Source organism: Idiomarina sp. ST20R2A10 (assembly GCF_051842345.1).
In the GTDB taxonomy this organism is placed as follows: Bacteria; Pseudomonadota; Gammaproteobacteria; order Enterobacterales; family Alteromonadaceae; genus Idiomarina; species Idiomarina loihiensis.
Genome location: NZ_JBNIEY010000015.1, coordinates 1 through 22,076, shown reverse-complemented (window position 1 = coordinate 22,076; position 22,076 = coordinate 1). Strand labels below are relative to the sequence as shown.

At 46.2% G+C, this 22,076-nt stretch carries 19 protein-coding genes and 6 tRNA genes; 13 read left to right on the top strand and 12 right to left on the bottom strand.

What is annotated here, in order from left to right; genetic code table 11:
- Nucleotide 1 precedes the first annotated feature (1 nt).
- The 5 genes from ACP7H9_RS13915 to gltX all read right to left on the bottom strand — a co-directional run bounded on the left by ACP7H9_RS13915 (nt 2) and on the right by gltX (nt 2,569).
- Nucleotides 2–74: transfer RNA gene (locus ACP7H9_RS13915), tRNA-Glu, on the bottom strand.
- 32 nt (nt 75–106) lie between these two features.
- Nucleotides 107–182: transfer RNA gene (locus ACP7H9_RS13910), tRNA-Glu, on the bottom strand.
- A gap of 47 nt (nt 183–229) precedes the next feature.
- Nucleotides 230–305: transfer RNA gene (locus ACP7H9_RS13905), tRNA-Ala, on the bottom strand.
- 141 nt (nt 306–446) lie between these two features.
- A complete protein-coding gene (gene can, locus ACP7H9_RS13900; protein WP_011235005.1) occupies nt 447–1,097 on the bottom strand; it encodes a carbonate dehydratase in 651 nt (216 codons plus the stop codon).
- Between the two features lie 65 nt (nt 1,098–1,162).
- Nucleotides 1,163–2,569 (bottom strand): glutamate--tRNA ligase, encoded by a 1,407-nt coding sequence (gltX, locus tag ACP7H9_RS13895; protein ID WP_439222916.1) that lies wholly within the window; start codon nt 2,567–2,569, stop codon nt 1,163–1,165.
- Nucleotides 2,570–2,761: 192 nt separating this feature from the next.
- Here gltX and ACP7H9_RS13890 point away from each other — a divergent pair.
- Both ACP7H9_RS13890 and ACP7H9_RS13885 read left to right on the top strand, forming a co-directional pair.
- A tRNA-Val gene (locus tag ACP7H9_RS13890) sits at nt 2,762–2,837 on the top strand.
- Nucleotides 2,838–2,872: 35 nt separating this feature from the next.
- Nucleotides 2,873–2,948: transfer RNA gene (locus ACP7H9_RS13885), tRNA-Val, on the top strand.
- 13 nt (nt 2,949–2,961) lie between these two features.
- Here the strand turns inward: ACP7H9_RS13885 and ACP7H9_RS13880 are convergent.
- Nucleotides 2,962–3,873, bottom strand: coding sequence for a LysR substrate-binding domain-containing protein (locus ACP7H9_RS13880; RefSeq protein ID WP_439222915.1), 912 nt, complete (start codon nt 3,871–3,873; stop codon nt 2,962–2,964).
- Nucleotides 3,874–4,004: 131 nt separating this feature from the next.
- On the opposite strand from ACP7H9_RS13880, the gene ACP7H9_RS13875 reads away from it, so the two are divergent.
- Together ACP7H9_RS13875 and fghA are read left to right on the top strand one after the other, a co-directional pair.
- On the top strand, nt 4,005–5,123 hold the full coding sequence (locus ACP7H9_RS13875) for an S-(hydroxymethyl)glutathione dehydrogenase/class III alcohol dehydrogenase (RefSeq protein WP_439222914.1): 1,119 nt from the start codon (nt 4,005–4,007) through the stop codon (nt 5,121–5,123).
- 11 nt (nt 5,124–5,134) lie between these two features.
- Complete coding sequence (fghA, locus tag ACP7H9_RS13870) at nt 5,135–5,971, top strand: S-formylglutathione hydrolase (protein ID WP_414018957.1); 837 nt, start codon at nt 5,135–5,137, stop codon at nt 5,969–5,971.
- A gap of 64 nt (nt 5,972–6,035) precedes the next feature.
- On the opposite strand, the gene ACP7H9_RS13865 is transcribed toward fghA, so the two are convergent.
- Nucleotides 6,036–7,874, bottom strand: a complete 1,839-nt coding sequence (locus ACP7H9_RS13865) for a methyl-accepting chemotaxis protein (protein WP_414018956.1) — start codon at nt 7,872–7,874, stop codon at nt 6,036–6,038.
- 187 nt (nt 7,875–8,061) lie between these two features.
- On the opposite strand from ACP7H9_RS13865, the gene ACP7H9_RS13860 reads away from it, so the two are divergent.
- From ACP7H9_RS13860 to ACP7H9_RS13830, 7 genes are all read left to right on the top strand, one after another.
- Complete coding sequence (locus ACP7H9_RS13860) at nt 8,062–9,342, top strand: acetyl-CoA hydrolase/transferase family protein (RefSeq protein ID WP_011235011.1); 1,281 nt, start codon at nt 8,062–8,064, stop codon at nt 9,340–9,342.
- Nucleotides 9,343–9,429: 87 nt separating this feature from the next.
- Nucleotides 9,430–10,119 carry an aspartate/glutamate racemase family protein gene (locus ACP7H9_RS13855; RefSeq protein WP_110013885.1) on the top strand — a complete coding sequence of 230 codons (690 nt, stop codon included), beginning with the start codon at nt 9,430–9,432 and terminating at the stop codon, nt 10,117–10,119.
- 13 nt (nt 10,120–10,132) lie between these two features.
- Nucleotides 10,133–10,816, top strand: a complete 684-nt coding sequence (locus ACP7H9_RS13850) for a DNA-3-methyladenine glycosylase I (RefSeq protein ID WP_439222913.1) — start codon at nt 10,133–10,135, stop codon at nt 10,814–10,816.
- Between the two features lie 96 nt (nt 10,817–10,912).
- Nucleotides 10,913–11,530, top strand: coding sequence for an outer membrane protein (locus ACP7H9_RS13845; RefSeq protein ID WP_439222912.1), 618 nt, complete (start codon nt 10,913–10,915; stop codon nt 11,528–11,530).
- Between the two features lie 166 nt (nt 11,531–11,696).
- Nucleotides 11,697–12,410 carry an SIMPL domain-containing protein gene (locus ACP7H9_RS13840; protein ID WP_439222911.1) on the top strand — a complete coding sequence of 238 codons (714 nt, stop codon included), beginning with the start codon at nt 11,697–11,699 and terminating at the stop codon, nt 12,408–12,410.
- Between the two features lie 51 nt (nt 12,411–12,461).
- Nucleotides 12,462–13,067, top strand: a complete 606-nt coding sequence (locus tag ACP7H9_RS13835) for a DUF502 domain-containing protein (RefSeq protein WP_286822924.1) — start codon at nt 12,462–12,464, stop codon at nt 13,065–13,067.
- Nucleotides 13,068–13,111: 44 nt separating this feature from the next.
- A complete protein-coding gene (locus ACP7H9_RS13830; RefSeq protein WP_051018775.1) occupies nt 13,112–13,489 on the top strand; it encodes a YchJ family protein in 378 nt (125 codons plus the stop codon).
- Here ACP7H9_RS13830 and ACP7H9_RS13825 read toward each other — a convergent pair.
- From ACP7H9_RS13825 to ACP7H9_RS13805, 5 genes are all read right to left on the bottom strand, one after another.
- Nucleotides 13,486–15,750: an EAL domain-containing protein gene (locus ACP7H9_RS13825; protein WP_439222910.1), complete on the bottom strand. Its 2,265-nt coding sequence runs from the start codon at nt 15,748–15,750 to the stop codon at nt 13,486–13,488. The two genes, ACP7H9_RS13830 and ACP7H9_RS13825, sit on opposite strands and share 4 nt — an antisense overlap.
- A gap of 72 nt (nt 15,751–15,822) precedes the next feature.
- Nucleotides 15,823–16,329, bottom strand: a complete 507-nt coding sequence (locus ACP7H9_RS13820) for a DUF2919 family protein (protein WP_110013888.1) — start codon at nt 16,327–16,329, stop codon at nt 15,823–15,825.
- The gene (locus ACP7H9_RS13815) at nt 16,259–16,477 is read right to left on the bottom strand and encodes a DUF2061 domain-containing protein (RefSeq protein ID WP_011235021.1); all 219 of its coding nucleotides are present in this window, start codon (nt 16,475–16,477) and stop codon (nt 16,259–16,261) included. Before ACP7H9_RS13815 ends, ACP7H9_RS13820 begins: the two co-directional genes overlap by 71 nt.
- Nucleotides 16,478–16,576: 99 nt before the next feature.
- Nucleotides 16,577–18,610 (bottom strand): excinuclease ABC subunit UvrB, encoded by a 2,034-nt coding sequence (gene uvrB / locus ACP7H9_RS13810; RefSeq protein ID WP_054491297.1) that lies wholly within the window; start codon nt 18,608–18,610, stop codon nt 16,577–16,579.
- The gene (locus ACP7H9_RS13805; RefSeq protein WP_011235023.1) at nt 18,603–19,961 is read right to left on the bottom strand and encodes an MATE family efflux transporter; all 1,359 of its coding nucleotides are present in this window, start codon (nt 19,959–19,961) and stop codon (nt 18,603–18,605) included. Before ACP7H9_RS13805 ends, uvrB begins: the two co-directional genes overlap by 8 nt.
- Nucleotides 19,962–20,094: 133 nt before the next feature.
- On the opposite strand from ACP7H9_RS13805, the gene ACP7H9_RS13800 reads away from it, so the two are divergent.
- Entirely contained in the window at nt 20,095–21,282 is a 1,188-nt protein-coding gene (locus ACP7H9_RS13800) for a pyridoxal phosphate-dependent aminotransferase (protein ID WP_439222909.1), read from the top strand.
- 718 nt (nt 21,283–22,000) lie between these two features.
- Nucleotides 22,001–22,074 (top strand) — tRNA-Asn (locus tag ACP7H9_RS13795).
- The last annotated feature ends 2 nt before the right edge of the window (nt 22,075–22,076 follow it).

Genomic DNA, 22,076 nt, shown 5'->3' with positions numbered 1-22,076 from the left:
GCGTCCCCTAGGGGATTTGAACCCCTGTTACCGCCGTGAAAGGGCGGTGTCCTGGACCACTAGACGAAGGGGACGCAGAAATTACTTTTTACATTTTGTATTTGAATGGCGTCCCCTAGGGGATTTGAACCCCTGTTACCGCCGTGAAAGGGCGGTGTCCTGGACCACTAGACGAAGGGGACGCAACAACCAAATACTTACTGCCAAATAGTGCTTTACCAAAACAACTTGGTGGAGCTAAGCGGGATCGAACCGCTGACCTCTTGCATGCCATGCAAGCGCTCTCCCAGCTGAGCTATAGCCCCGCACCTGACAGTCGCAGACTGCCTTGACAGCGGGGCGCATTCTATTGTGACCTGAGCTAATGTGTCAACTATTTTTTCTAAAAATACTTCTGTTTGAGCGTTTTTATGGCAGTTTGCTCAGTAATTCATCAAATCTTGACTTTAACCGCCTTTCGGCAACTTTTGGTGGTAAACGTGGTACACCTGCTCCATGCCTTCCCGGCTTGAAACCGATACATTCATATCATTAACCAAACCATTATCTAAACGATAGACCCAACCGTGTATTGTCAGTGACTCACCTTTGTCCCAGGCTTCCTGCACCATATTGGTTTTGGCCAGGTTTTTAACCTGTTCAATCACGTTCAGTTCACACAAACGATCAATCTGCTCGGTCTCGCCCAGTTGCTCTAACTCTTCGGCATGCTCGCGGTACACATCACGAATTGGATACAACCAGTGATCAACCAGCCCGTGAGGTTTACTCTCAAGTGCCGCTTTTACACCCCCACAACCGTAATGACCCACCACAAGGATATGCCGAACTTTCAACGCTTCAATGGCAAACTGAATAACCGACAAGCAGTTAAAATCAGTCTGGATGACTTGATTGGCGACATTTCTGTGTACAAACAATTCACCCGGAGCCATCCCCACAATCTCGTTCGCCGGCACCCGACTATCGGAACAGCCTATCCATAGATATTGCGGGGATTGCTGCCCTACTAAGCGTTTGAAAAAATCAGGATCGTTCTTTACCTGTTGCTCCGCCCACTCTTTGTTGTTTGCAATCAAATGTTTTATATCTGCCATTACTCATCCCATCGTGGCGGTCGCCTGGCGTTATCAGGCCAGGCGTAATTTTTATTAGCATCAAATTACGCGTTTTCGCGGTTAGCAATAAATTCCAACGCCAGGTCTATACGTGCCAGAACGGTCTGCTGCGGAATTAATTCCAGAGTCACATCCAATGATGGAGAATTGCCCCCACCCGTCGCGGCAACACGCAGTGGCATGCCCACTTTGCCCATACCAACATCCAAATCGGCAGCTGTCTGGTTAATTGCCGCCTGAATATTAGCAGCATTCCAGTCACTAATTGCTCCGAGCAGTTCTTTGGCTTTTACCAGCGGCTCTTTGGCTACCGGGCGTAAATGTTTTTTCGCCGCTTTTTCGTCAAACTCATCGAATGACTCAAAGAAGTAACGGCTAATGGCAGCCATTTCTTTTAAGGTTTTTACCCGATCAGCCTGCAACGACACAACTTGCTCTAGCGCTGGACCATTACTGGTGTCCACACCAATTTGCTCAAACTGCCATTGCAATTGCGGTGCAACTTGCTCCGCAGGCAAGGTTTTCATGTAGTGCTGGTTTAGCCAGTTAAGTTTTTCGGTATTAAACGCAGAGGCTGCTTTATTCACGTCATCCAGCTTGAAGTACTCCACCAATTCATCGCGACTGAATATTTCCTGATCACCATGAGACCAGCCTAAACGTGCTAAGTAATTTACAACCGCTTCCGGTACGTACCCGTCGTCGCGGTATTGCATAACGCTAACTGCACCATGACGCTTCGACAGCTTCTTACCATCATCACCTAAAATCATCGACACGTGAGCGTACTGAGGTACCGGTGCGCCCAGAGCTTTTAAAATATTAATTTGACGCGGGGTATTATTAATGTGGTCTTCACCACGCACCACATGCGTAATATCCATGTCCCAGTCATCAACCACCACACAGAAGTTATAGGTCGGTGTGCCGTCGGTACGGGCAATGATCAAATCATCCAGTTCAGTATTAGCGAATTCAATGCGCCCGCGAATATGGTCATCAAACGCAACACTACCTTCTTGCGGGTTACGAAAACGAATGACGTACTTATCACCGCCAACATTCGGGTTGTCCCGACAATGGCCATCGTAGCGAGGCTTTTCACCGGCAGCCATTTGCTCTTCACGCATTTTTTCTAAGCGTTCGGTTGAGCAATAGCATTTATAGGCTTTGTCTTCTTCCAGTAGTTTATCGATTAACTCTTTATAGCGCTCAAAACGCTGAGTCTGGTAATAAGGCCCGCGATCCCAGCTTAAACCTAACCATTCCATGCCCTCTAAAATGGCATCAATAGCAGGCTGAGTTGAACGTTCACGGTCGGTGTCTTCTATACGCAGTACGAACTCGCCGCCCTGCGCTTTTGCGACTAACCATGAATACAATGCCGTACGGGCACCACCAACATGCAAATACCCAGTCGGGCTGGGGGCAAAACGCGTTACCACACTCATGTTTGTTCCTTTCTTTAAAACCAGTCAATTTTATGGGCGCAAGTTTATCAAGACTGAGCGCCTGACGCATCTGCTATTCGAAATGATTAAAATGTCAGCAAACGAACACAAGTTGGCAATTTTTATTTGACAGTTTAGATCTGCGCCCTATAATGCCACCTCGCAACGACGCAGAAGTGTCACAGTGAAAATGGTTGCTTAGCTCAGTTGGGAGAGCATCGCCCTTACAAGGCGAGGGTCACTGGTTCAAGCCCAGTAGCAACCACCACTTCTCTTCTTCCGTCAATTGCAGACCTTCAGGATGGTTGCTTAGCTCAGTTGGGAGAGCATCGCCCTTACAAGGCGAGGGTCACTGGTTCGAGCCCAGTAGCAACCACCACTTTTTTACTCTCTCAGTTCTCTATTTCTCCAGTATTAAATTTTCCTGATAAATTTCCTGATAAATTCCCTGACAAATAGTCTAGTAATACCCGTACTTTTGGAATCACCTGACGGTTTTCCGGATACAATGCCCATATACCATCATCGGGTTGCCGGTAGTCCGCTAATACTTCCTCTAGCTGTCCGTTAGCCAATGAGTCCGTTACATAATAGTCCGGCAGCATAGCCAGCCCCAGACCTTTCATAGCGGCGTCACGAAGCGCCAGACCATTGTTGCAATGCAGGTAGGATTCCGGACGAACCGTTTCCAGTTTACCCTCAACCTGAAAGCGCCATTGCCTGACCGTTCCGGTAAAACAGCGGTGCGCATCCAGTGCGTTAATATCTTGCGGCCGACCAAACTCTTCAAAATAAGCAGGAGAGCCGACGACGAAATGTCGGCGCGAGCCTAGTTTGCGGGCACGTAACCGAGGGTTACCCAACTGCCCTAATCTAATGGCAACATCGTAACTGCCCTCTATTAAATCGACCTGCTCGTTGGTTAACTGAAAATCCAGGCGGCATTCTGGGTAAATGTGTAAAAAATCATTCAACAGAGGTGCTATAAAACGTTCACCATAATAGACAGGCGCAGTAATTCTAATAAGCCCCTGAGGTTGCTGTGTGCGCTGCTGAATGGCCTGATCGGCATCTCTCAGGCTGGCGACTAAATGCTGGCAATGCGGCAGGTATAGCTTCCCTTCTTCTGTTAAGCTGACACTGCGGGTCGACCGGTAAAGCAGTTGCATATGCAGTCGACTCTCCAACGCAGCTATATTCCGACTGACCTGCGCGACAGACAGTCCTAGCTCTTGCGCTGCTGCGGTAAAGCTCTGCCGTTCAGCGACAGCGGCAAACTCACTGATCCCCTGCCATGGCTTCATCTCACACCCATTATTTCATTTATGAAAAAGTAATTTGTAAAAACAGTAGATTACCTGCTAATGAGAAAAAGTTAAACTTATGCTACGCTTTTACCTAATAAAATGAAAATCCAAGACTATAAGGAATTATTATGGAAACCATTAAGTCACGCGCTATGGTAGCCTGGGGCCCGGGCGAACCACTGAAAGAAGAAATTATTGACGTTGCGCCGCCGAAAAAAGGCGAAGTGCGGGTTCGCATTATAGCAACAGGTGTTTGCCATACCGATGCTTACACACTTTCCGGTAAAGATCCTGAAGGCATTTTCCCTTCTGTACTAGGTCATGAAGGTGGCGGTATTGTTGAATCCGTCGGCGAAGGTGTCACCTCAGTTGAAGTGGGTGATCATGTTATTCCTCTGTACACCGCGGAATGTGGTGAGTGTAAATTCTGTACCTCGGGTAAAACTAACCTGTGTCAGGCCGTTCGTGCCACTCAGGGTAAAGGCTTAATGCCGGACGGTACCAGCCGCTTTTCAAAAGACGGCGAGACCATTTATCACTACATGGGCACTTCAACTTTTTCTGAATACACCGTTTTACCAGAAATTTCACTGGCTAAAATTCCCAAAGACGCTCCTTTAGAAAAAGTCTGTCTGTTAGGTTGTGGTGTCACCACCGGCATGGGCGCGGTTAAAAACACCGCCAATGTGCAGGAAGGCGACACGGTTGCGGTATTTGGCCTTGGTGGTATTGGTCTGGCCGCTATTATTGGTGCCGTACAAGCCAAAGCTTCACGCATTATTGCCATTGATGTAAACGACGAAAAACAAACAATCGCCAAAGAGCTAGGCGCAACCGACTTCGTCAACCCAACCAAGTACGACAAGCCTATTCAGGAAGTTATTGTCGATATGACTGACGGTGGTGTCGACTTCTCGTTTGAATGCATTGGTAACGTCGACGTTATGCGCGCCGCGCTAGAGTGCTGCCACAAAGGCTGGGGTGAATCCGTGATCATTGGTGTTGCCGGTGCCGGTGAAGAAATCTCTACCCGCCCTTTCCAGCTGGTTACTGGCCGTGTATGGCGTGGTAGTGCCTTTGGTGGCGTTAAGGGTCGTACCGAACTGCCCGACTATGTAAAACAATATATGGACGGGAAATTTGATTTAGACACCTTTATCACTCATACCATGCCGTTAGAAGAGATTAACGAAGCGTTCGACTTAATGCATGAAGGTAAGTCGATTCGTTCAGTTATTCATTATTAATGGAGTCTGTAATGAAACAAGTTAGCGAAACCCGCTGTTTCGGCGGACGTCAGTTACGCTTTGAACATGACTCTGAAGTACTGAACTGCGCTATGCAGTTCAGTGTCTTCTTGCCCCTAAGAGCAGAAAAGTCCAAGGTGCCAGCGGTTTATTTTCTCTCCGGCTTAACCTGCACTGACGAAAACTTTTCCACTAAAGCCGGTGCGCAACGGGTAGCAACGGAACTCGGTATTGCCTTAATTGTACCGGATACCAGCCCGCGTGGAGATAACGTAGCTGATGATCCAGACGGGGCTTACGACTTAGGCTTAGGCGCCGGTTTTTACGTCAACGCCACTCAGGAGCCATGGAAAAACCATTATCAGATGTATGACTACATCGTTAAGGAGCTTCCTGAACTGGTCGAAGCGGAATTACCAATTAACGATAAGCGCGCTATAGCAGGTCATTCCATGGGTGGCCATGGTGCTTTGGTTATTGGCTTGCGTAACAGCGACCGTTACAGCAGTATCTCTGCCTTTTCGCCTATTACTAATCCAACACAGTGCCCCTGGGGTGAAAAAGCCTTTAGTGCTTATTTAGGCGATGATCGCGAACAGTGGAAGCAATACGACGCTGTTGAGATTATTAAATCGAAAGGTCAGCCATTGCCAATTCGGGTAGATCAAGGCTTAGCTGATGGCTTTTTAGAGGAACAGCTGAAACCTGAAAACCTGAAAGAAGCCATTGCTGCAGCAGAGGGTGGTGGCACCGTTCACCTACACGACGGTTATGACCACAGCTACTACTTTATATCCTCATTTATCGAAGCCCAGCTTCGCTTCCATGCGAAGTATTTAAACGCGTAACACGCCGCCGACGTAGCCTGACATTTATGTCAGGTGAGATATCGCCCCTGATGTGAACATCAGGCTACACGCGGAATTTGATAACCGCCTGGCGTAATTGCTCTGTTTGATTGCGAACCTGAGCAACGGCATCGGCATTTGACTGCGCATCATTCGCTGCTTCCACACCGGCATCCCGCACACGGGTTATATTTCTGGCGGTTTCATCCACAACCGCCGATTGTTCTTCAACTGCCGTCGCGATAGATGCCGAACGGTCGTTAATTTTTAAAAGCTCCATATGGATGCGATTAAATAACTCATCGGACTCCGATGAATGCTGAGCACTCTCTTCACCCAGTTCATTGCACTCCTGCAATGTGGTGACAATAATCTGCGTCTGCTGATTTAACTGACTGGTAATAGACTCAATTTCACCAATAGATTTTTGCGTGCGTGAAGCCAATGTCCGAACTTCATCAGCAACAACTGCGAAGCCTCGTCCCTGCTCACCGGCCCGGGCAGCCTCGATAGCCGCATTCAGTGCCAGTAAATTGGTTTGCTCTGCAATACCATTTATAACCGTAACTATTTGTGTAATTGAAGCACTGCGTTCCGCTAAGGTATTTGCTTCGCTCACACTACTGTTTAAACGCTCTGCCAGATACCGAACCTTTTCAACGCCAGCTTGTACTGAAGTACTGCCATGCTTAGCCTGCTCGGACAAGCTGTTCACCTGCTCGGCGGTGTCTTCCGCATCATTGGCAATAGTATGAGCCGTGCTCCCCATCTCATTGATAGCAGCTGCAACCTGATCAACTTCATGCGATTGCATATCCAAATTTTGAGACGTGTGAGTGACGGTATCCGACACCTGCTGGGTTAACCCGTTAACCGTCTCGACTGACTCATTAATCTGCTTAATAACGTTACGGAAGTATCTCAGAAGTTCATTAAAGCTATCGACTAAATCACCTAACTCATCACTACGGAACTTTTCTGATACCAGAGTTAAGTCATTGCTACTCTGGACTTTTTTCATGTCTTCGCGTAACTGAGTTAGCGGCTGATTAATGGAACGAACAACCCAGAACAGCATGGCTACAACAATAAATGCAATTGCTGCAAAAACCACAATAGGAACCCATTTCATGGTTGCCTGACGTGACTGAAGCAACTCATTTAGATTCTCATCTAACTCAGCTAACGAACTCTCCATATTACCGGCAATAATTCTGACTTCACCTTTAATGCCGGACTCTTCATCCAGGCCAATTTCTTTCGACAAGCTGGCATAACGGCCAAAGTCACGACGATAAGCGTCAACTTTGGAAGCCAGATTCGGCGATGCCGATAGCTCGGCTTTCAACTCATCCAGTAAATTGTTAACTCGGCCGAGGTACTTGTCGTCAAAACGCAGCATAAAGTCTTTTTCGCTACGGCGTATCTGCAACAGAGTTACCAACAATTCGGTTCGGTCGGCTGTATCAATAGCTTCTTCCAGCTCATGCGTCGCCGCTCGCAGCACGCCATAGGCCCCACTATTTTCATCCAACCCTCGTTGCTTAAACGCAGCAACTAAACTATTAAAATTTTCTTCATATTTTGAAACCTGCTCAGCAAGACCATCAATAAGTCGCGTAGAGCCCTCATCAGCAACCAGTTGGTTAAGCTGTTCTAACCTTTCAATCGTTACACTAACTTCTTGCTGTAGTTTATCCGCGTAACTTTCATCCATTCGCAACAGGAAATCTTTTTCGGCACGACGCACTTGTAACAAACCGTTATGTACAGATTCCCGCAATTCACTGGCGCGATGCAGCTGACTAATTTGAGACTGAAAAAACATCATCAGCATTAGTAGTATGATAAAAGCAGCCGTTGTTACCGCACCGACAGAGAGAAGTTTATTGCGAATTGACATAAGGTAAGCCCATGTTTAGAAACTGGCGAAATAATAGTCATTGAACAAATGTTCTGCAATGATCTATTTTGTTAACAACTTTAGCTAAGTGACACGCTATGTCAAAGTAAGAGGTATCACTTACTGGGTAAATACCCTTATTTCAGAACCAGTTATAATCGCACCAAGCTCAAAACAGGATGCAGTAATGAAAGTTAATTCGGCAATACAAGCGTTATCAATTCTGAACGATGGAGATGTTATTTGGTGTCAGTCGATGGCGGCCACTCCCTACAAATTATTAGAGGGTCTGAAGGAAGTTGCCAAACAGCGTGTAAACTTAACGCTATTGCAATTGCATACGGAATACAGCGAAGCTTTAGGTGACCCGGAATTAAACGGGCATCTCAGACAACGAGCATTTTTTGTCGGAGCATCAACCCGCCAGGCCGTTAATCAGGGTCTGGCCGACTACGTTCCTATTTTCCTGTCTGAAATTCCAAAGCTGTTTCGTTCAGGCGAACAACCGCTGGACGCAGCTATTATTCAGGTATCGCCGCCAGATAAACACGGTAACTGCAGTTTAGGTATCTCGGTAGAAGCAACGCGAGCCGCCCTGCAAGTTGCAAAGAAGGTTATAGCCTGGATAAATCCGAATATGCCACGCACCCATGGCGATGCACTGGTTCAACTTAAGCGCTTCGATCGCTATTTTGAAGAAGCGGCACCGATTCCCGAGCATAAGCAACCGCAACAGAACCCTATTACTCAGAAAATTGGTGAGCAAGTTGCCGGGCTCATTAACGACGGTGACTGTTTACAGATGGGCATTGGAGCGATACCCGATGCGACTCTGGCTTGTCTGCATCATCATAAAGACTTAGGTATTCATACCGAAATGTTTTCAGATGGTGTGCTGCCTTTAGTTGAGCGTGGCGTTATTAATAACAGTCGCAAGCGTAAACACCGAGGACGCATTGTCACCACCTTTGCGATGGGATCTCAGGCATTATATGACTTTGTAGATGACAACCCGGAAGTGTTTTTCCTTGATGTTGAATACACTAACGACACGTCCGTTATTCGCCAAAATAAACAGGTTATGTCTATTAACAGCGCACTGCAGGTTGATTTAAGCGGTCAGGTTTGCGCCGACTCAATCGGTACCCGTATTTATTCCGGCGTTGGTGGGCAAATGGATTTTGTTCGCGGCGCCAGCTTATCCGAAGGTGGTCGCTCAGTGATTGCGCTACCGTCAACGGCTTGTGGCGGAAGCGTTTCCCGCATCAGTTCTCTGCTGGAACCGGGAGCCGGAGTCGTAACAACTCGCGCGCACGTTCATTACATTGTGACCGAGCATGGTATCGCGAATTTACGAGCCAAAAGCATGAGTGAACGCGCACGGGAGCTTATCCACATAGCCGACCCTAAATTCCGTGAAGAACTGGCTAAAGCGGCCTACGACGACTGGGGTCTGAACATAAGCTAGACTGTTTTCATCTAATATTGCCGTTAACTTAACGTCCAAACTGCGCTAGGCTATTTTTAAATAGCCTATTGCGGAGCGGAGGTCTTAATGAAAACAGTCGGCATTATTGGTGGCATGAGCTGGGAATCAACCAGCACTTACTACCGACGCCTGAACCAGCTAGTAAACGAACGACTTGGTGGCCTGCATAGCGCAGAGCTCCTGCTTGCCAGCGTTGACTTTGCGCCTATTGAAAAAATGCAAAGTCAGGGCGACTGGGACGCAGCCGCGCAGGCTCTTATCGGTAAAGCCAGACAACTTGAGTCCGCGGGAGCCGAATGCATTGTTATAGCGACAAATACAATGCATAAAGTGGCACCTCAGATTGAAACCGCTGTAACCATACCCTTACTGCATATTGTTGACGCGGTAGCCGCTCATCTCAAACAAAATAGTGTCCATAACGTTGGGCTGCTTGGTACCCGTTTCACCATGCAACAGCCTTTCTATAAAGAGCGCCTGGAACAAAACAATGTACAAGTTCTGGTGCCAGAGGAAGAGGACAGCGTTACTGTCGACAGCATCATTTTTAAAGAGCTTTGTCACGGTCAGTTTACTGAAAAAGCCCGAGAGCATTACCTTCGCATTATTGATTCGCTAGCCGAACGGGGTGCACAAGGTGTTATTCTGGGATGCACGGAAATAGGTTTACTGATTCAGCAGGAGCATTCGGCTTTGCCATTGTTCGATACCACGGAACTTCACTGCCGGGCTATTGCCGACTGGATGTTGAAATAACAGCAGGTTAACCATGACAGACCTAACCACAGACTTTTCTCAATTTTATCAGCGAGCTTGCCAACGTAAAGGCGGCGAGAGCGCTATGCTCTCACGCATGCCAAAAGTTACACCTGCAGGCGAGCTGAAACAGCTGGATGACCGGGTCATTTTATCAACCATTACCCGTTGTATTTTCCGCGCCGGTTTTGTCTGGCGCATTATTGAAGCAAAGTGGCCGGGTTTTGAAGAAGCCTTTAAAGGCTTTGTGCCTCTTTACTGGCAACAAGTGCCCCCAGAAGTCTTAGAGGCACTTTCCAAAGATGAACGTATTGTCCGCAACCAGCAAAAAATAAACACCGTGCCCGCTAACGCACGAATGATTGTGGAAGTAGCCGAAGAATACGGCAGTTTTGGTCAGTTTCTGGCTCAATGGCCATCGAGCCAACAAGCGGAGTTGCTGCATTATCTTAAAAAGAACGGTTCGCGATTAGGCGGCGTTACCCCACAGTATGTTTTGCGCGAGCTTGGCTGGGACGGTTTTATTCTTTCCAATGACGTTGTCACGGCATTGACCAACTACAAGCTGATAGACGCATCCCCCACCAGTCAAAAGGGACTGAAACAAGCCCAGAGCGCATTCAACTGCTGGCACGAACAAACCCAACTGCCTTACAGTCATTTGTCACGAATTCTGTCTTACAGCGTCGGCGATTAGACGTCGGTCAATCTTCAGATAGGTTAAATATAAACAAATTGAAGCACTTAGCTATTAAAGGTATATTGCCCGCTTTTCTCAACCAAGGAGCGATTTATGAGAAAAGCTGTAATTGCATTGGCAATGCTGACCTTACCTGGCGCAGTTCTAGCTGAGAGCCCTAACTGGAATAAAGTTGATGCGTCCTATCTTGATACCGATGTTGGCGTTGACGGAGCTGGCGATCTTTCTTTCGACGGATTCAGAGTCGGCGGTTCGGCCGCTATTAATCCGGATCTGGTCGTTTTAGATAACCTTTTCGTATTTGCAGATTTCGACTCTGTCTCCAATGACGACTCAGGTTTCGATTTAGATATCGACTTTCTGTCAGCAGGTATTGGCTCGTACAAACACTTAACGGAAACAACGGATTTATACGCGACGGCGTCTTTTGAGCGAGCAAAATTTTCAGGTTCTGTCCAAGAGTTTTCTGCATCAGCATCTGAGAATGCCTGGGGTGTAGGCATTGGACTTCGTTCTATGCTGACTCCGAACGTTGAAGTTGACGCAAAACTCGATTATGTAGCATTTGACGAAGAACTTGTTCGCTTTAACCTTTCCGCTTTCTATCACGTTACGAAAAACTTCTCTTTCGGTCTTGGTTATGAAATCCATAGAGAAACTCAGGATTTGGATATTGACAGCCTAAGCGCTACGGTCCGCTATTCATTTTAATTCGTTACGTATCCACACCTACGAGTTTACCTGCTGCTGAGTCGGCAGCAGGTTCATATTCCCACTGGATAAATTACCGCCGGTCACCTATAAATAGAATGAGAAAATACTCGTACGACTGTACGTTACCGCAAGCCACTTTTTTCAAACAATTCCGGGGACTTTGATGAGCTCAACCAAAAATACTCTGATATTAGGCATCTCTCTAATCATTAGCTCTGTCGTTATTGGCCTCATAGGCTCAAATGCCGTGCTTGAGCATAAATCGATGGAGCGCAGTGTGACCGTAAAAGGGTTATCCGAACGAGAATATCTTGCCGACACAGTTATCTGGCCTATTCAGTTTACCGCGGCAAGCAACGATTTATCAGAAATTTATGAAACTATGGAAGCCTCCAATGAAAAGGTCATCGCCTTCTTACGGGAGAAAGGCATTGAAACGGACGAAATATCCTCGTCTGCGCCTTCCATTACCGATAAATCTGCCCAGCGTTATGGTTCATCTCAACCGGCAGAGTTTCGTTATACTGCCACACAAGCCATTACAGTCTATTCCAATAAGGTTGAAGAAGTTCGCAGCGTTATGGGAGACCTTGCCGAGCTGGGTAAAGAAGGTATTGTTCTCAGCAGCGACGATTATCAGGCGCAACCTGAATACTTATTTACCCGGTTGAATGAGGTAAAGCCTGAAATGATAGAAGAGGCCACCAAAAAAGCCCGGGAAGTAGCAGAAAAATTTGCGACAGACTCGAACTCTCAGTTGGGTAAAATCAAACAGGCGCGTCAGGGGCAGTTTAGTATCAGTGCTCGCGACCGACACAACCCTCACCTGAAAAATGTGCGTGTTGTATCCACCATAGAATATTACTTGTCCGATTGATTTATTCGTTTCACAATGCGGCTAACTCTTTGCCAAAAGGCTTATTAAATAATGAAAAGAACGCTGCAGTATTTGTTTAAAGGGTTAGCCATTTTACTGCCCATTGTTGTGACCTTTGCGTTACTGCAATGGCTGCTAGTTACCATCGAAACTTGGCTTAAGCCTATATGGATAACCTTACTGGGTGAGTCTTCATATTTTCCCGGACTCGCCTTTATTAGCTTTTTAGCGATTGCTTTGCTTATTGGTTTTAGCTCCCGCTGGAATTTCATTGATTCTCTCTGGCAGCTTCCCGGAAAACTTATCAACCGGCTGCCACTGCTGCGCAGTCTTTACGGTACCATTAACGATGTCTTTGAAATGATGTCGGGCAAAAACTTCGCTGAAGAATCTGTTGTATTAGTCACACTTCCCGGCAGCAAACTGCGGCTTATTGGTATTGTCACCAAGAAAAGCGGAATTAAGGGTGACCGCCTGTCGGAATTGATGGAAGATGACCAGGTGGCGGTATTTTTGCCCATGAGTTATAACGTTGGCGGCTATATGGTCATTGTGCCGGCGGATTGTATCGAGTCACTGACTATGAAACCTGCCGATGCCCTGCAGCTGACAATAAGTGGAGGCCTGGGCAAAAATCACTCTGGCAAAACAGATTAAAAATTGCAGTTGAAATCAGCGCGCGTGCTGGTAAAGTTCGCGCTATGAAACTATCTGAACCCTGCCCTTGCGGCCTCGATAAAACCTATCAACATTGTTGCTATCCATATCATAATGGAGAATCACTTGCGTCATCGCCTGAAGCCTTAATGCGTTCACGCTACAGTGCCTTTGTCGGACGCTTAGCAGGCTACTTAGAAGCAACATGGCATAGCAGCTACCGCCCCGCCTTTCTCGATTTAAGCGACTCACCAAACTGGCTTAAATTGCAGGTTATTTCTTCCAGTGTAGATCAGAATAAAGGACAGGTGCATTTCCGCGCCTTTTATCGTGACGGTGATGATATTGCTTTTATGGAAGAAAAATCTGACTTTATCTTCGAAGACGGCAAGTGGTATTACTTAACCGGTCAGACAAATTAAGACAGTCGCTGACCAGTTTTATCTAAAAAGACCAGACCGTGGGTTTTAACATGCTTTTCATAACGACTTACCGTTAACGGCTTAGAAAAGTAAAACCCCTGAAACTCTGAAAAGCCTATTTCGGTTAATCTTGTTAACTGCGACTTTTCTTCAACGCCTTCAACGACACATTTAATTTTCAATTCAGAGCAAATATTAAAAATACCCTTAACTAAGCTGTATTGTCGCCCGGAGGTTTTTATGCCGCGAAGCAGCGCTCTGTCCAGTTTTAACTTATCAATCGGGTAATAAGCCAAGCGGGTAACACTGGAATAGCCGACTCCAAAGTCATCAACCGATACCTTAAAGCCCCAGGACTTCAATTCATTCATAAGCTCTAATGAGTTGACCCTATCCGACTCCAGACAGGTTTCTGTTAACTCCAGCTCTATTTGTGAGGGTTTAACCGAAAAATCGGCCAGATATTTGACCAGCTTCGAAATAAAATCGGGCTGAGAAAAGTCAAGCAGTGAAATGTTGATGGCTACGGGTAACAGCGGGAAATCATTCTTCTTCCACAGCGATATTTGAGCACAGACTTTCTGAACAATTAAGTCGGTTAAACGACTTATCATTCGGTACTCTTCTGCAATTGGAATAAAAATAGCCGGAGAAATGGAACCCAGTACAGGGCTGTCCCAACGAGCCAAGGCTTCAAGCCCGACACAAGTGCCATCGGCAGCCACTTTCGGTTGAAAACAAACATCCAATTCGTCGTTCTGTATGGCTTCATCCAAAAGAATTGAGATTTCATGGCGTTCCATAAACTCTTCCGAGTTTTCAGTATCATAAAGATGATAAAACTGGTTCACAGAAGCAAACTTCTTCGCTTCCAACGCACGGGAAACAACAACGTCGGCGGTTTCACCATGCTTAGGAAACCTGGCCACACCAAACTGAAAAGACTGCTGACATTTAATACCCTGAAAGGTGTATTCTTTATCGAGAGAGTTTTTAATATCCAGTAAAACGTCTTTTAATTCGTTCTCTACCGTCTTTGGCAAAATAAACACCAGCTTATTTAACGCAATAGTCGCAGTTAAACGCGGCTGCTGTCTGTGTTTCTTCAGCCGACTGTAAGAGGACGCTAAGAGCTTTCTGATAACACTCTCACCATACTTTAAGCGCAAATAGTCTTCGCTTTCACTTTGTGCGACAACCACAAAGAATTCACGATCTGACTTAGAGATTAACTTGTTGCATTGCAACTCAAACCAGTCACTATTCGGTAAATTTGTCTGAGTATCCAGGTAACGCAAACGGCGGTTTTCCTGCTCTAAAAACGTCAGGTTACTCTCCAGCGTTTTCTCTTGTGTGCAATCAACAAATTCATAAACATAAGAGCTGGCTTCCGGAACCTCTAATCTCACAACCTGTTGGTATGTATGCTCATGACGAATAATCTTACCACCCGTAGGTAATTTGGCATGGTTAATATCGGGAAACCAGTTAGAAATAGACTGACAACCACTTCTCGTCGACTCATCTAAACCAAAAATATCACCGGCCTGTTTATTAAAATCTGTAATTAACCCGTCTTCATTAACAATAACTTTGGGTCTTCTCGACTCGGCAAAAAACACCCGGTAAAGCGAGTTCTTACCTTTTAAGTAATCGTTAGACTTTTGAGTTTCCTGATTCAGACGTTTTGCAGCGACTATTGTACGAGCCACTGCGAGAGGAATACAGATGTTAAAAAACAGAAAAATAAGTCCCAAAATATATAGAGACGCATCAGGTAACTGTTCGTTAATTCCTGTCAATTCTGATAAGTCGATATCGTTAAGAATAATATAAAACGGCACAATATTAAGAATGCCGTAGAATAATGCAGCACGTCCACCTAAAAGCATCAACGCTATAAGTGGTGAAGCATACATAAACATTGAGCTAACTTGTGCAAGGCTCAAGTCGACTAATAAAAGATTACAGGACAAACTCGCGGCAATAATCATGACATGCAGAGAATGAGCACAAAAATGATAGTATCGAGTACTTAACCAAAATAGGGTCAGCATCACTCCCAAAAATGTGGAGGTAACGCCTATAGTGAAAATTAAATGCAACTCTAATAAAGGGACAAGCGTATCAATAAAAACAGCTAATGAAAGGAAAGCTCCCGAGAAAAGAATAATTCTTAGTGCGCTGACTCGCCAATTGGGAACACCATTTTCTGACGTTCCTTCGTCTTTAAGCAGAAAAAAGTTATTTAAGAAGTTCATGCCGGTCCGAATCAGTTCTCAGACAGCCATTAAAGAACGTTAAACCTTAAAAATCAACTCCCTTTACTTAAGTTACTCTATCTTAATCAGGTGCTGTCGATAAAAACGCCAGTGTCTGGACTTTATTAAATACCAACCACAAATAAACCAACCAAAAACAATTGCTGCTCGTCCAAATGAAAAAGCACCATGTTGCTCAATGAACAACCAGGAAATGAGTACGGCATCAAAAACTAAAGAAAGTAATAACAGAGGTTGAGCAAAACGCATTAATCTATTTGCCCAGTTAGGTTTGTCTTCGCCGACAAAGGTGGTTGCCAGCAAAACAATTAAGGCAGGCAGGCCAATCAGTAGCATCAGCCCGAACTGCTCTGAACTGGTGTAGAAGAGTTTCAATAATCGAGTTCGGTCTTCAGAAAAAGTCAGAGATATGATGGCGGCGACATAGCCACGCATTTCAAATAAAAGCACCAGCAGGAGTGAAAGCGGGATACTCGCCCGGCCTTCTTTATCCAGGTATCGTGCTCTCTCTACCAATCGCTGCCCGGCGCTTGTCGCCTCGCTGCCAGATTTTTTCATGGAAATAATAACCTACTGTATTCACTAAAGGTTCAATCAGAGCAATAGCACCACCAAGCACGACGTCACCTGTCATTAACCAGACTACGCCAAAGGCGATAGTAAAATGCATGATACCAAATGATACTGTCTTTACTGCGTCTTTCATAACAATCTCCCACTTCGACTTTTGTTAATTATTGCCGATTAAGATTGTTACAGCCAATTGATAAAAGCGATAACCCTGTTCGTTGCAGGGTATTTATCTTTAAACTGCTCGTTTAAGTTGTTCACGCAGTTCAGCGACTTCATCGCGCAGTTTACCTGCTTGTTCAAACTCAAGATTCTGCGCCGCTTTGTACATCTCTTTCTCTTTAGCGTCGATTTCTTTCATCACCGCTTTCGCGTCTTTGACAACCACAGTCCGGGCATCATACCCGGAGGCGACTTCAGCCAGTGCTTTTTCAGCCTTACTTTTACGAGCTTTAGCGGAACCCTGACCCAGATCCATCACGTCGGTGATGTCTTTATTCAGCCCCTGCGGAGTAATACCGTGCTCTTTGTTGTAAGCAATTTGCTTCTCGCGGCGACGGTCAGTTTCATCCATAGCGCGTTGCATAGAGCCGGTAATACGGTCGGCATATAAAATGGCGCGGCCGTTAACGTTACGTGCCGCACGACCAATCGTCTGAATTAACGAACGATCGGAGCGCAGAAAGCCTTCTTTATCCGCATCTAATATCGCGACCAGCGACACTTCCGGCATATCCAGACCTTCCCGCAGCAAGTTAATACCGACCAGCACATCAAACTTACCCAGACGCAAATCGCGGATAATCTCCATACGTTCAACGGTATCAATGTCTGAATGCAGATAACGCACCTTTATGCCGTGTTCATCCAGATAGTCGGCTAAATCTTCCGACATCTTTTTGGTCAAAGTTGTCGCCAGCACCCGCTCGCCGACCTCTGTCCGCAAGCGTATTTCAGACATTAAATCATCCACCTGGGTGGCAACCGGACGCACTTCTATCTGCGGATCAATCAATCCTGTCGGCCTGACAACCTGCTCAACCACTTCATTACCACTGCGCTCTAATTCATACTTGCCCGGTGTCGCTGACACATACAGGGTTTGTGGCGCTATAGCCTCAAACTCATCAAATTTAAGCGGCCGGTTATCCAGTGCTGACGGTAAACGGAAACCGTATTCCACCAGATTTTCTTTACGCGAGCGGTCGCCTTTATACATAGCGCCAATCTGCGACACAGTAACGTGTGACTCATCAATGATAAGCAGTGCGTTATCCGGTAAGTAGTCCATTAAGGTTGGTGGCGGCTCGCCCGGCGCACGACCGGATAAATAGCGTGAGTAGTTTTCAATGCCCGAGCAATAGCCAAGCTCCAGCATCATTTCAATATCAAACTGCGTACGCTGATTAATCCGCTGCTCTTCTATGAGTTTATTTTGCTTAAGCAGAATATCGCGACGATCTTTCAGTTCATCTTTTATCTTTTCAATGGCTTTAACCAGCACTTCCCGCGGTGTTACATAATGCGTTTTCGGATAAATAGTGGCGCGCGCAACGTCTTTTTCCGTCACCTGTCCGGTTAAAGGTTCAAAAAAGCTAATGCGATCAACTTCGCTGTCAAACAGCTCCAGACGCACCGCTATTTCTTCCGACTCCGCCGGAAAGATATCTATCACATCGCCACGAACCCTGTAAGTACCGCGCTCGAAGGCTGCGTCGTTTCGCTTATACTGCAACTGAGCTAAACGCCGCAGAACGTCGCGCTGATCGATAATGTCGCCACGACGCAAGTGCAGCATCATTTTCATGTAAGACTCGGGATCACCCAGACCGTAGATGGCAGATACCGACGCAACCAGAACCACATCACGGCGTTCCATCAGAGCTTTGGTAGCTGACAAGCGCATTTGCTCTATGTGGTCGTTAATTGAGGCGTCTTTCTCAATGAAAGTATCGGTTGTCGGCACATAAGCTTCAGGCTGATAGTAGTCATAGTAAGAGACAAAGTATTCCACCGCGTTATTGGGGAAATACTCTTTCATCTCACCATAAAGCTGCGCTGCCAGGGTTTTATTGTGTGCCAGTATCAAGGTAGGACGCTGCGAACGTTCAATGACATTCGCCATAGTAAAGGTTTTACCTGAACCAGTTACCCCCAACAGCACCTGATGCGCCAGACCGGCGTCCAGATTATCGAGCAGCGACTCAATGGCTTTGGGCTGGTCACCCGCCGGCTTGTATTTAGAAACCAGTTCAAATTTCTTAGCCACGTTCTCTCCTCAACTCGCGTGAAAACCACCAATACGCAATAACAGCAGTAAACAGATTAGCGACCACCCCGCCAATGAATAAACCGGTTAAGTCAGCGAGTACACTCCCCAAATAAGAGAGCGGTACGAATAAAACAAATAACCGAATGATACTTAACCACAACGCGTTCATTGGCCGGTGCACAGCATTAAAGCTGGAATTGGTCAGTATAATAATGCCCTGCAACCCGTAACCCAACGGCATAATATAAATAAAGAGCTTAACAATGTCGGCAACCGCCTGCTCTTCGGCAAATACCTGAGCTATCCAGTGTGCGGTTACCAGCATCAGTAAATAAATGATCGCCTGAATGGCCAGCACGGCTTTTAACGCGGTTCGATAGGCTTCTTTCACCCGATCAATACGATCCGCGCCGTAGTTCTGGCTAATTAATGGCGGCAACGACATAGACAACGCCAGTATAATGACGCTGGCCAGTGACTCCAGTCGGGACCCGACACCGAACGCTGCCACGGCTGGAGCTCCATAAGATGCGACAATAGCAGTCATCACTGACATAGCTAATGGCGTCAGCATATTGGCGCTGGCTGCCGGCATACCTATTTTTAAAATACCGCGGGCTGACTTAACCCATGCCTGAAAAAAAGGTCGTCCGGCCGGCGGTTTAGAAGAAACCAGCTTGTTTCTGCGCAGCAACCAGAACACTAAAAAGACACCACTAAACCAGGAAATAACACTAGCAAGAGCAGCACCTTCAATGCCCATGGCAGGAATAGGCCCTAGCCCAAAAATTAAAATTGGATCGAAAATGGCGTTCGCCAACCCACCGGAAGCCATAATAAGCGATGGTGTTCGTGTGTCACCGGCAGCCCGCAGAACCGCATTCCCAACCATAGGCGTAACCAACATCACGCAGCCCAGATACCAGAGCGTCATATACTCCCGTATCAACGGCATTAGCCGTTCCTGTGCCTGCAATAAACTGAAAACCGGATCCATCAGCAGATAGCCAATGAGTGCCAATGCTGCAACTAATATGGCGGATACCGAGAGCGCAGAAAAACCGTCAAAATGAGCCTCTTCGGGCCTGTCGGAGCCGTATTTACGGGCAATGACGGCAGAAGTGCCTATACCTAAACCTATGGCCAGGCTTATAACGGTGAAAGTAACGGGAAAGGTAAAGCTGACAGCCGCAAGAGGGTCTGTTCCGAGCATACTGATAAAGAAGGTATCGACAACATTGAAGCTAATTAGAGTAGCCACCCCGAAAATAACCGGCCAGGTCATTTCCCAGAGTTTTTGTCCTACCGGCGCGCTGATAAGACTTCGTGATGCGTCGGCAGCTGCCATTCAATCCCTCCTCAGTTCGATAGCCGAATAGTGTACATGAGACTGTGCTTTGTGGCTACGGAGAATAGACTTTAGCCACTGCGATCCGTATAGTAATGGGCATTTCAACCCTTGCGAAAAACAGGATCTGAACGTGGATTATCAACTCTCTGATCGTATCAATGCGATTCAACCATCGCCGACTCTGGCGGTTACTCAAAAAGCCAATGAATTACGCCAACAAGGCAAAGATGTTATTGGTCTGGGCGTCGGCGAGCCAGATTTTGATACACCAGATTTTATCAAAGAAGCGGCTATTCAGGCGATTCGCGATGGTAAAACAAAATACACTGCGGTTGACGGTATCGACGAGCTAAAAGATGCGGTCATTAAAAAGCTGCAGCGCGACAATAACCTAAGCTACGAGCGCAAAGAAATTATTGTCTCTGCCGGCGGCAAACACAGCATTTTTAATTTGCTCAGTGCCTGGTTAAACCCGGGTGATGAAGTCATTATCCCCGCACCTTATTGGGTTTCTTATCCGGATATGACCAAACTGGTTGGCGCAGAGCCCGTTATTGTTAAAGCCGGTATTGATCAGCGTTTTAAGATCACACCAGAACAACTGCGCGAAGCCTTGACCGATAAAACCCGGTTAATGTTTATTAATAGTCCGTCTAACCCGGCGGGAACTGCATACACAGCAGACGAACTGAAAGCTTTGGCTGAAGTACTGCGTGACTATCCAAAGGTACTTATCGCCACTGACGATATGTATGAACATATCCTCTGGAGTGATTCCGCTTTTGCCAACTTGCCTATGGTGGCTCCGGATCTTAAAGATCGCACCGTTATCCTGACCGGAGTATCCAAAGCTTATGCAATGACAGGCTGGCGTATCGGTTATGCTGCCGGGCCTAAACCTATTATTGCAGCCATGAAAAAAATGCAGTCACAAAGTACTTCAAACCCAACCAGCATCAGTCAGTATGCAGCGGCGGCAGCATTAAATGGTGACCAGAGCTGCATCGACACCATGGTAAGTGCATTTAAAGAGCGTCACGACTACCTGGTAGATGCCTTAAATAGCATAGACGGCGTTAACTGTGTACCCGGTGACGGCACCTTCTACGCGTTCGCACAGGTTGACGAATTAATGGCTAAAGCTAAGGTCAGCAGTGACGTTGAACTTTGCGAAAAACTACTTACCGAAGCAAACGTGGCCTTAGTGCCGGGCTCAGCCTTCGGTACCGATGGCTATTGCCGCCTGTCCTTTGCGACCAGCATGGATGTATTAAAAGAAGCCGTTAAGAGAATTAAAGACTTCTCAGAAAGTTTATAAAATAAAGGTTTTGGCGCCATTTCCCTGAATGAGCGCCAAAACCCTATTAATTGAACAGTCATTCCAGCTTAAATCACGCCAATATTGCCCTTTTCTATTTTGATAGTTTTATTACAAATTACTAAAAGTCCACCTCAGATAAAGTCAATTAGATCCCGATCAATTTAATCAATGTCAAGCCCGAGCAACCTATTTCCGGAAAGATTTTTTGGCGCGTTTTTTAGTCAAATTCACTAAGAAATACACAAGTTGCTGATTCTTCAGGCATTGGTTGGTGACGGAATCACCAACATGAGTGTTTATTCATCAAAATAACGTAACTTATTGTATTTTATAGTAATTAAATCACTGCGTTATTTTTTAACCAGCCCTAAAAATGGCCTCAAACCCGCATCACTCTTACGACTTAACAGAGTTAAACACAAGGTTATCCACAGATTCCGTGGATAAGATCATGTAGCCGTTATCTACTGCGACATTCAGATATCTGTGGATAATGAGATCAGCGATAAACATAGTACTTATGTTATGCCTGAATATTTTACAGTTACTTGACATTGTCATCGACAGCGATTGGCGCCTGTTTTAGCGCTGATATGATTAAAAAAGCTATTTTGTCGACTTTTTCGACAACCGAACCGTTTTCCTTTAAAAACCTTCGCAGAATAGTTGACACCCCTGCGTATGAGCTTTAATATTCGCAGCCGTTGAATGTTGTTCCCCAGTAGCTCAGTTGGTTAGAGCGGTGGACTGTTAATCCATGTGTCGTTGGTTCGAATCCAACCTGGGGAGCC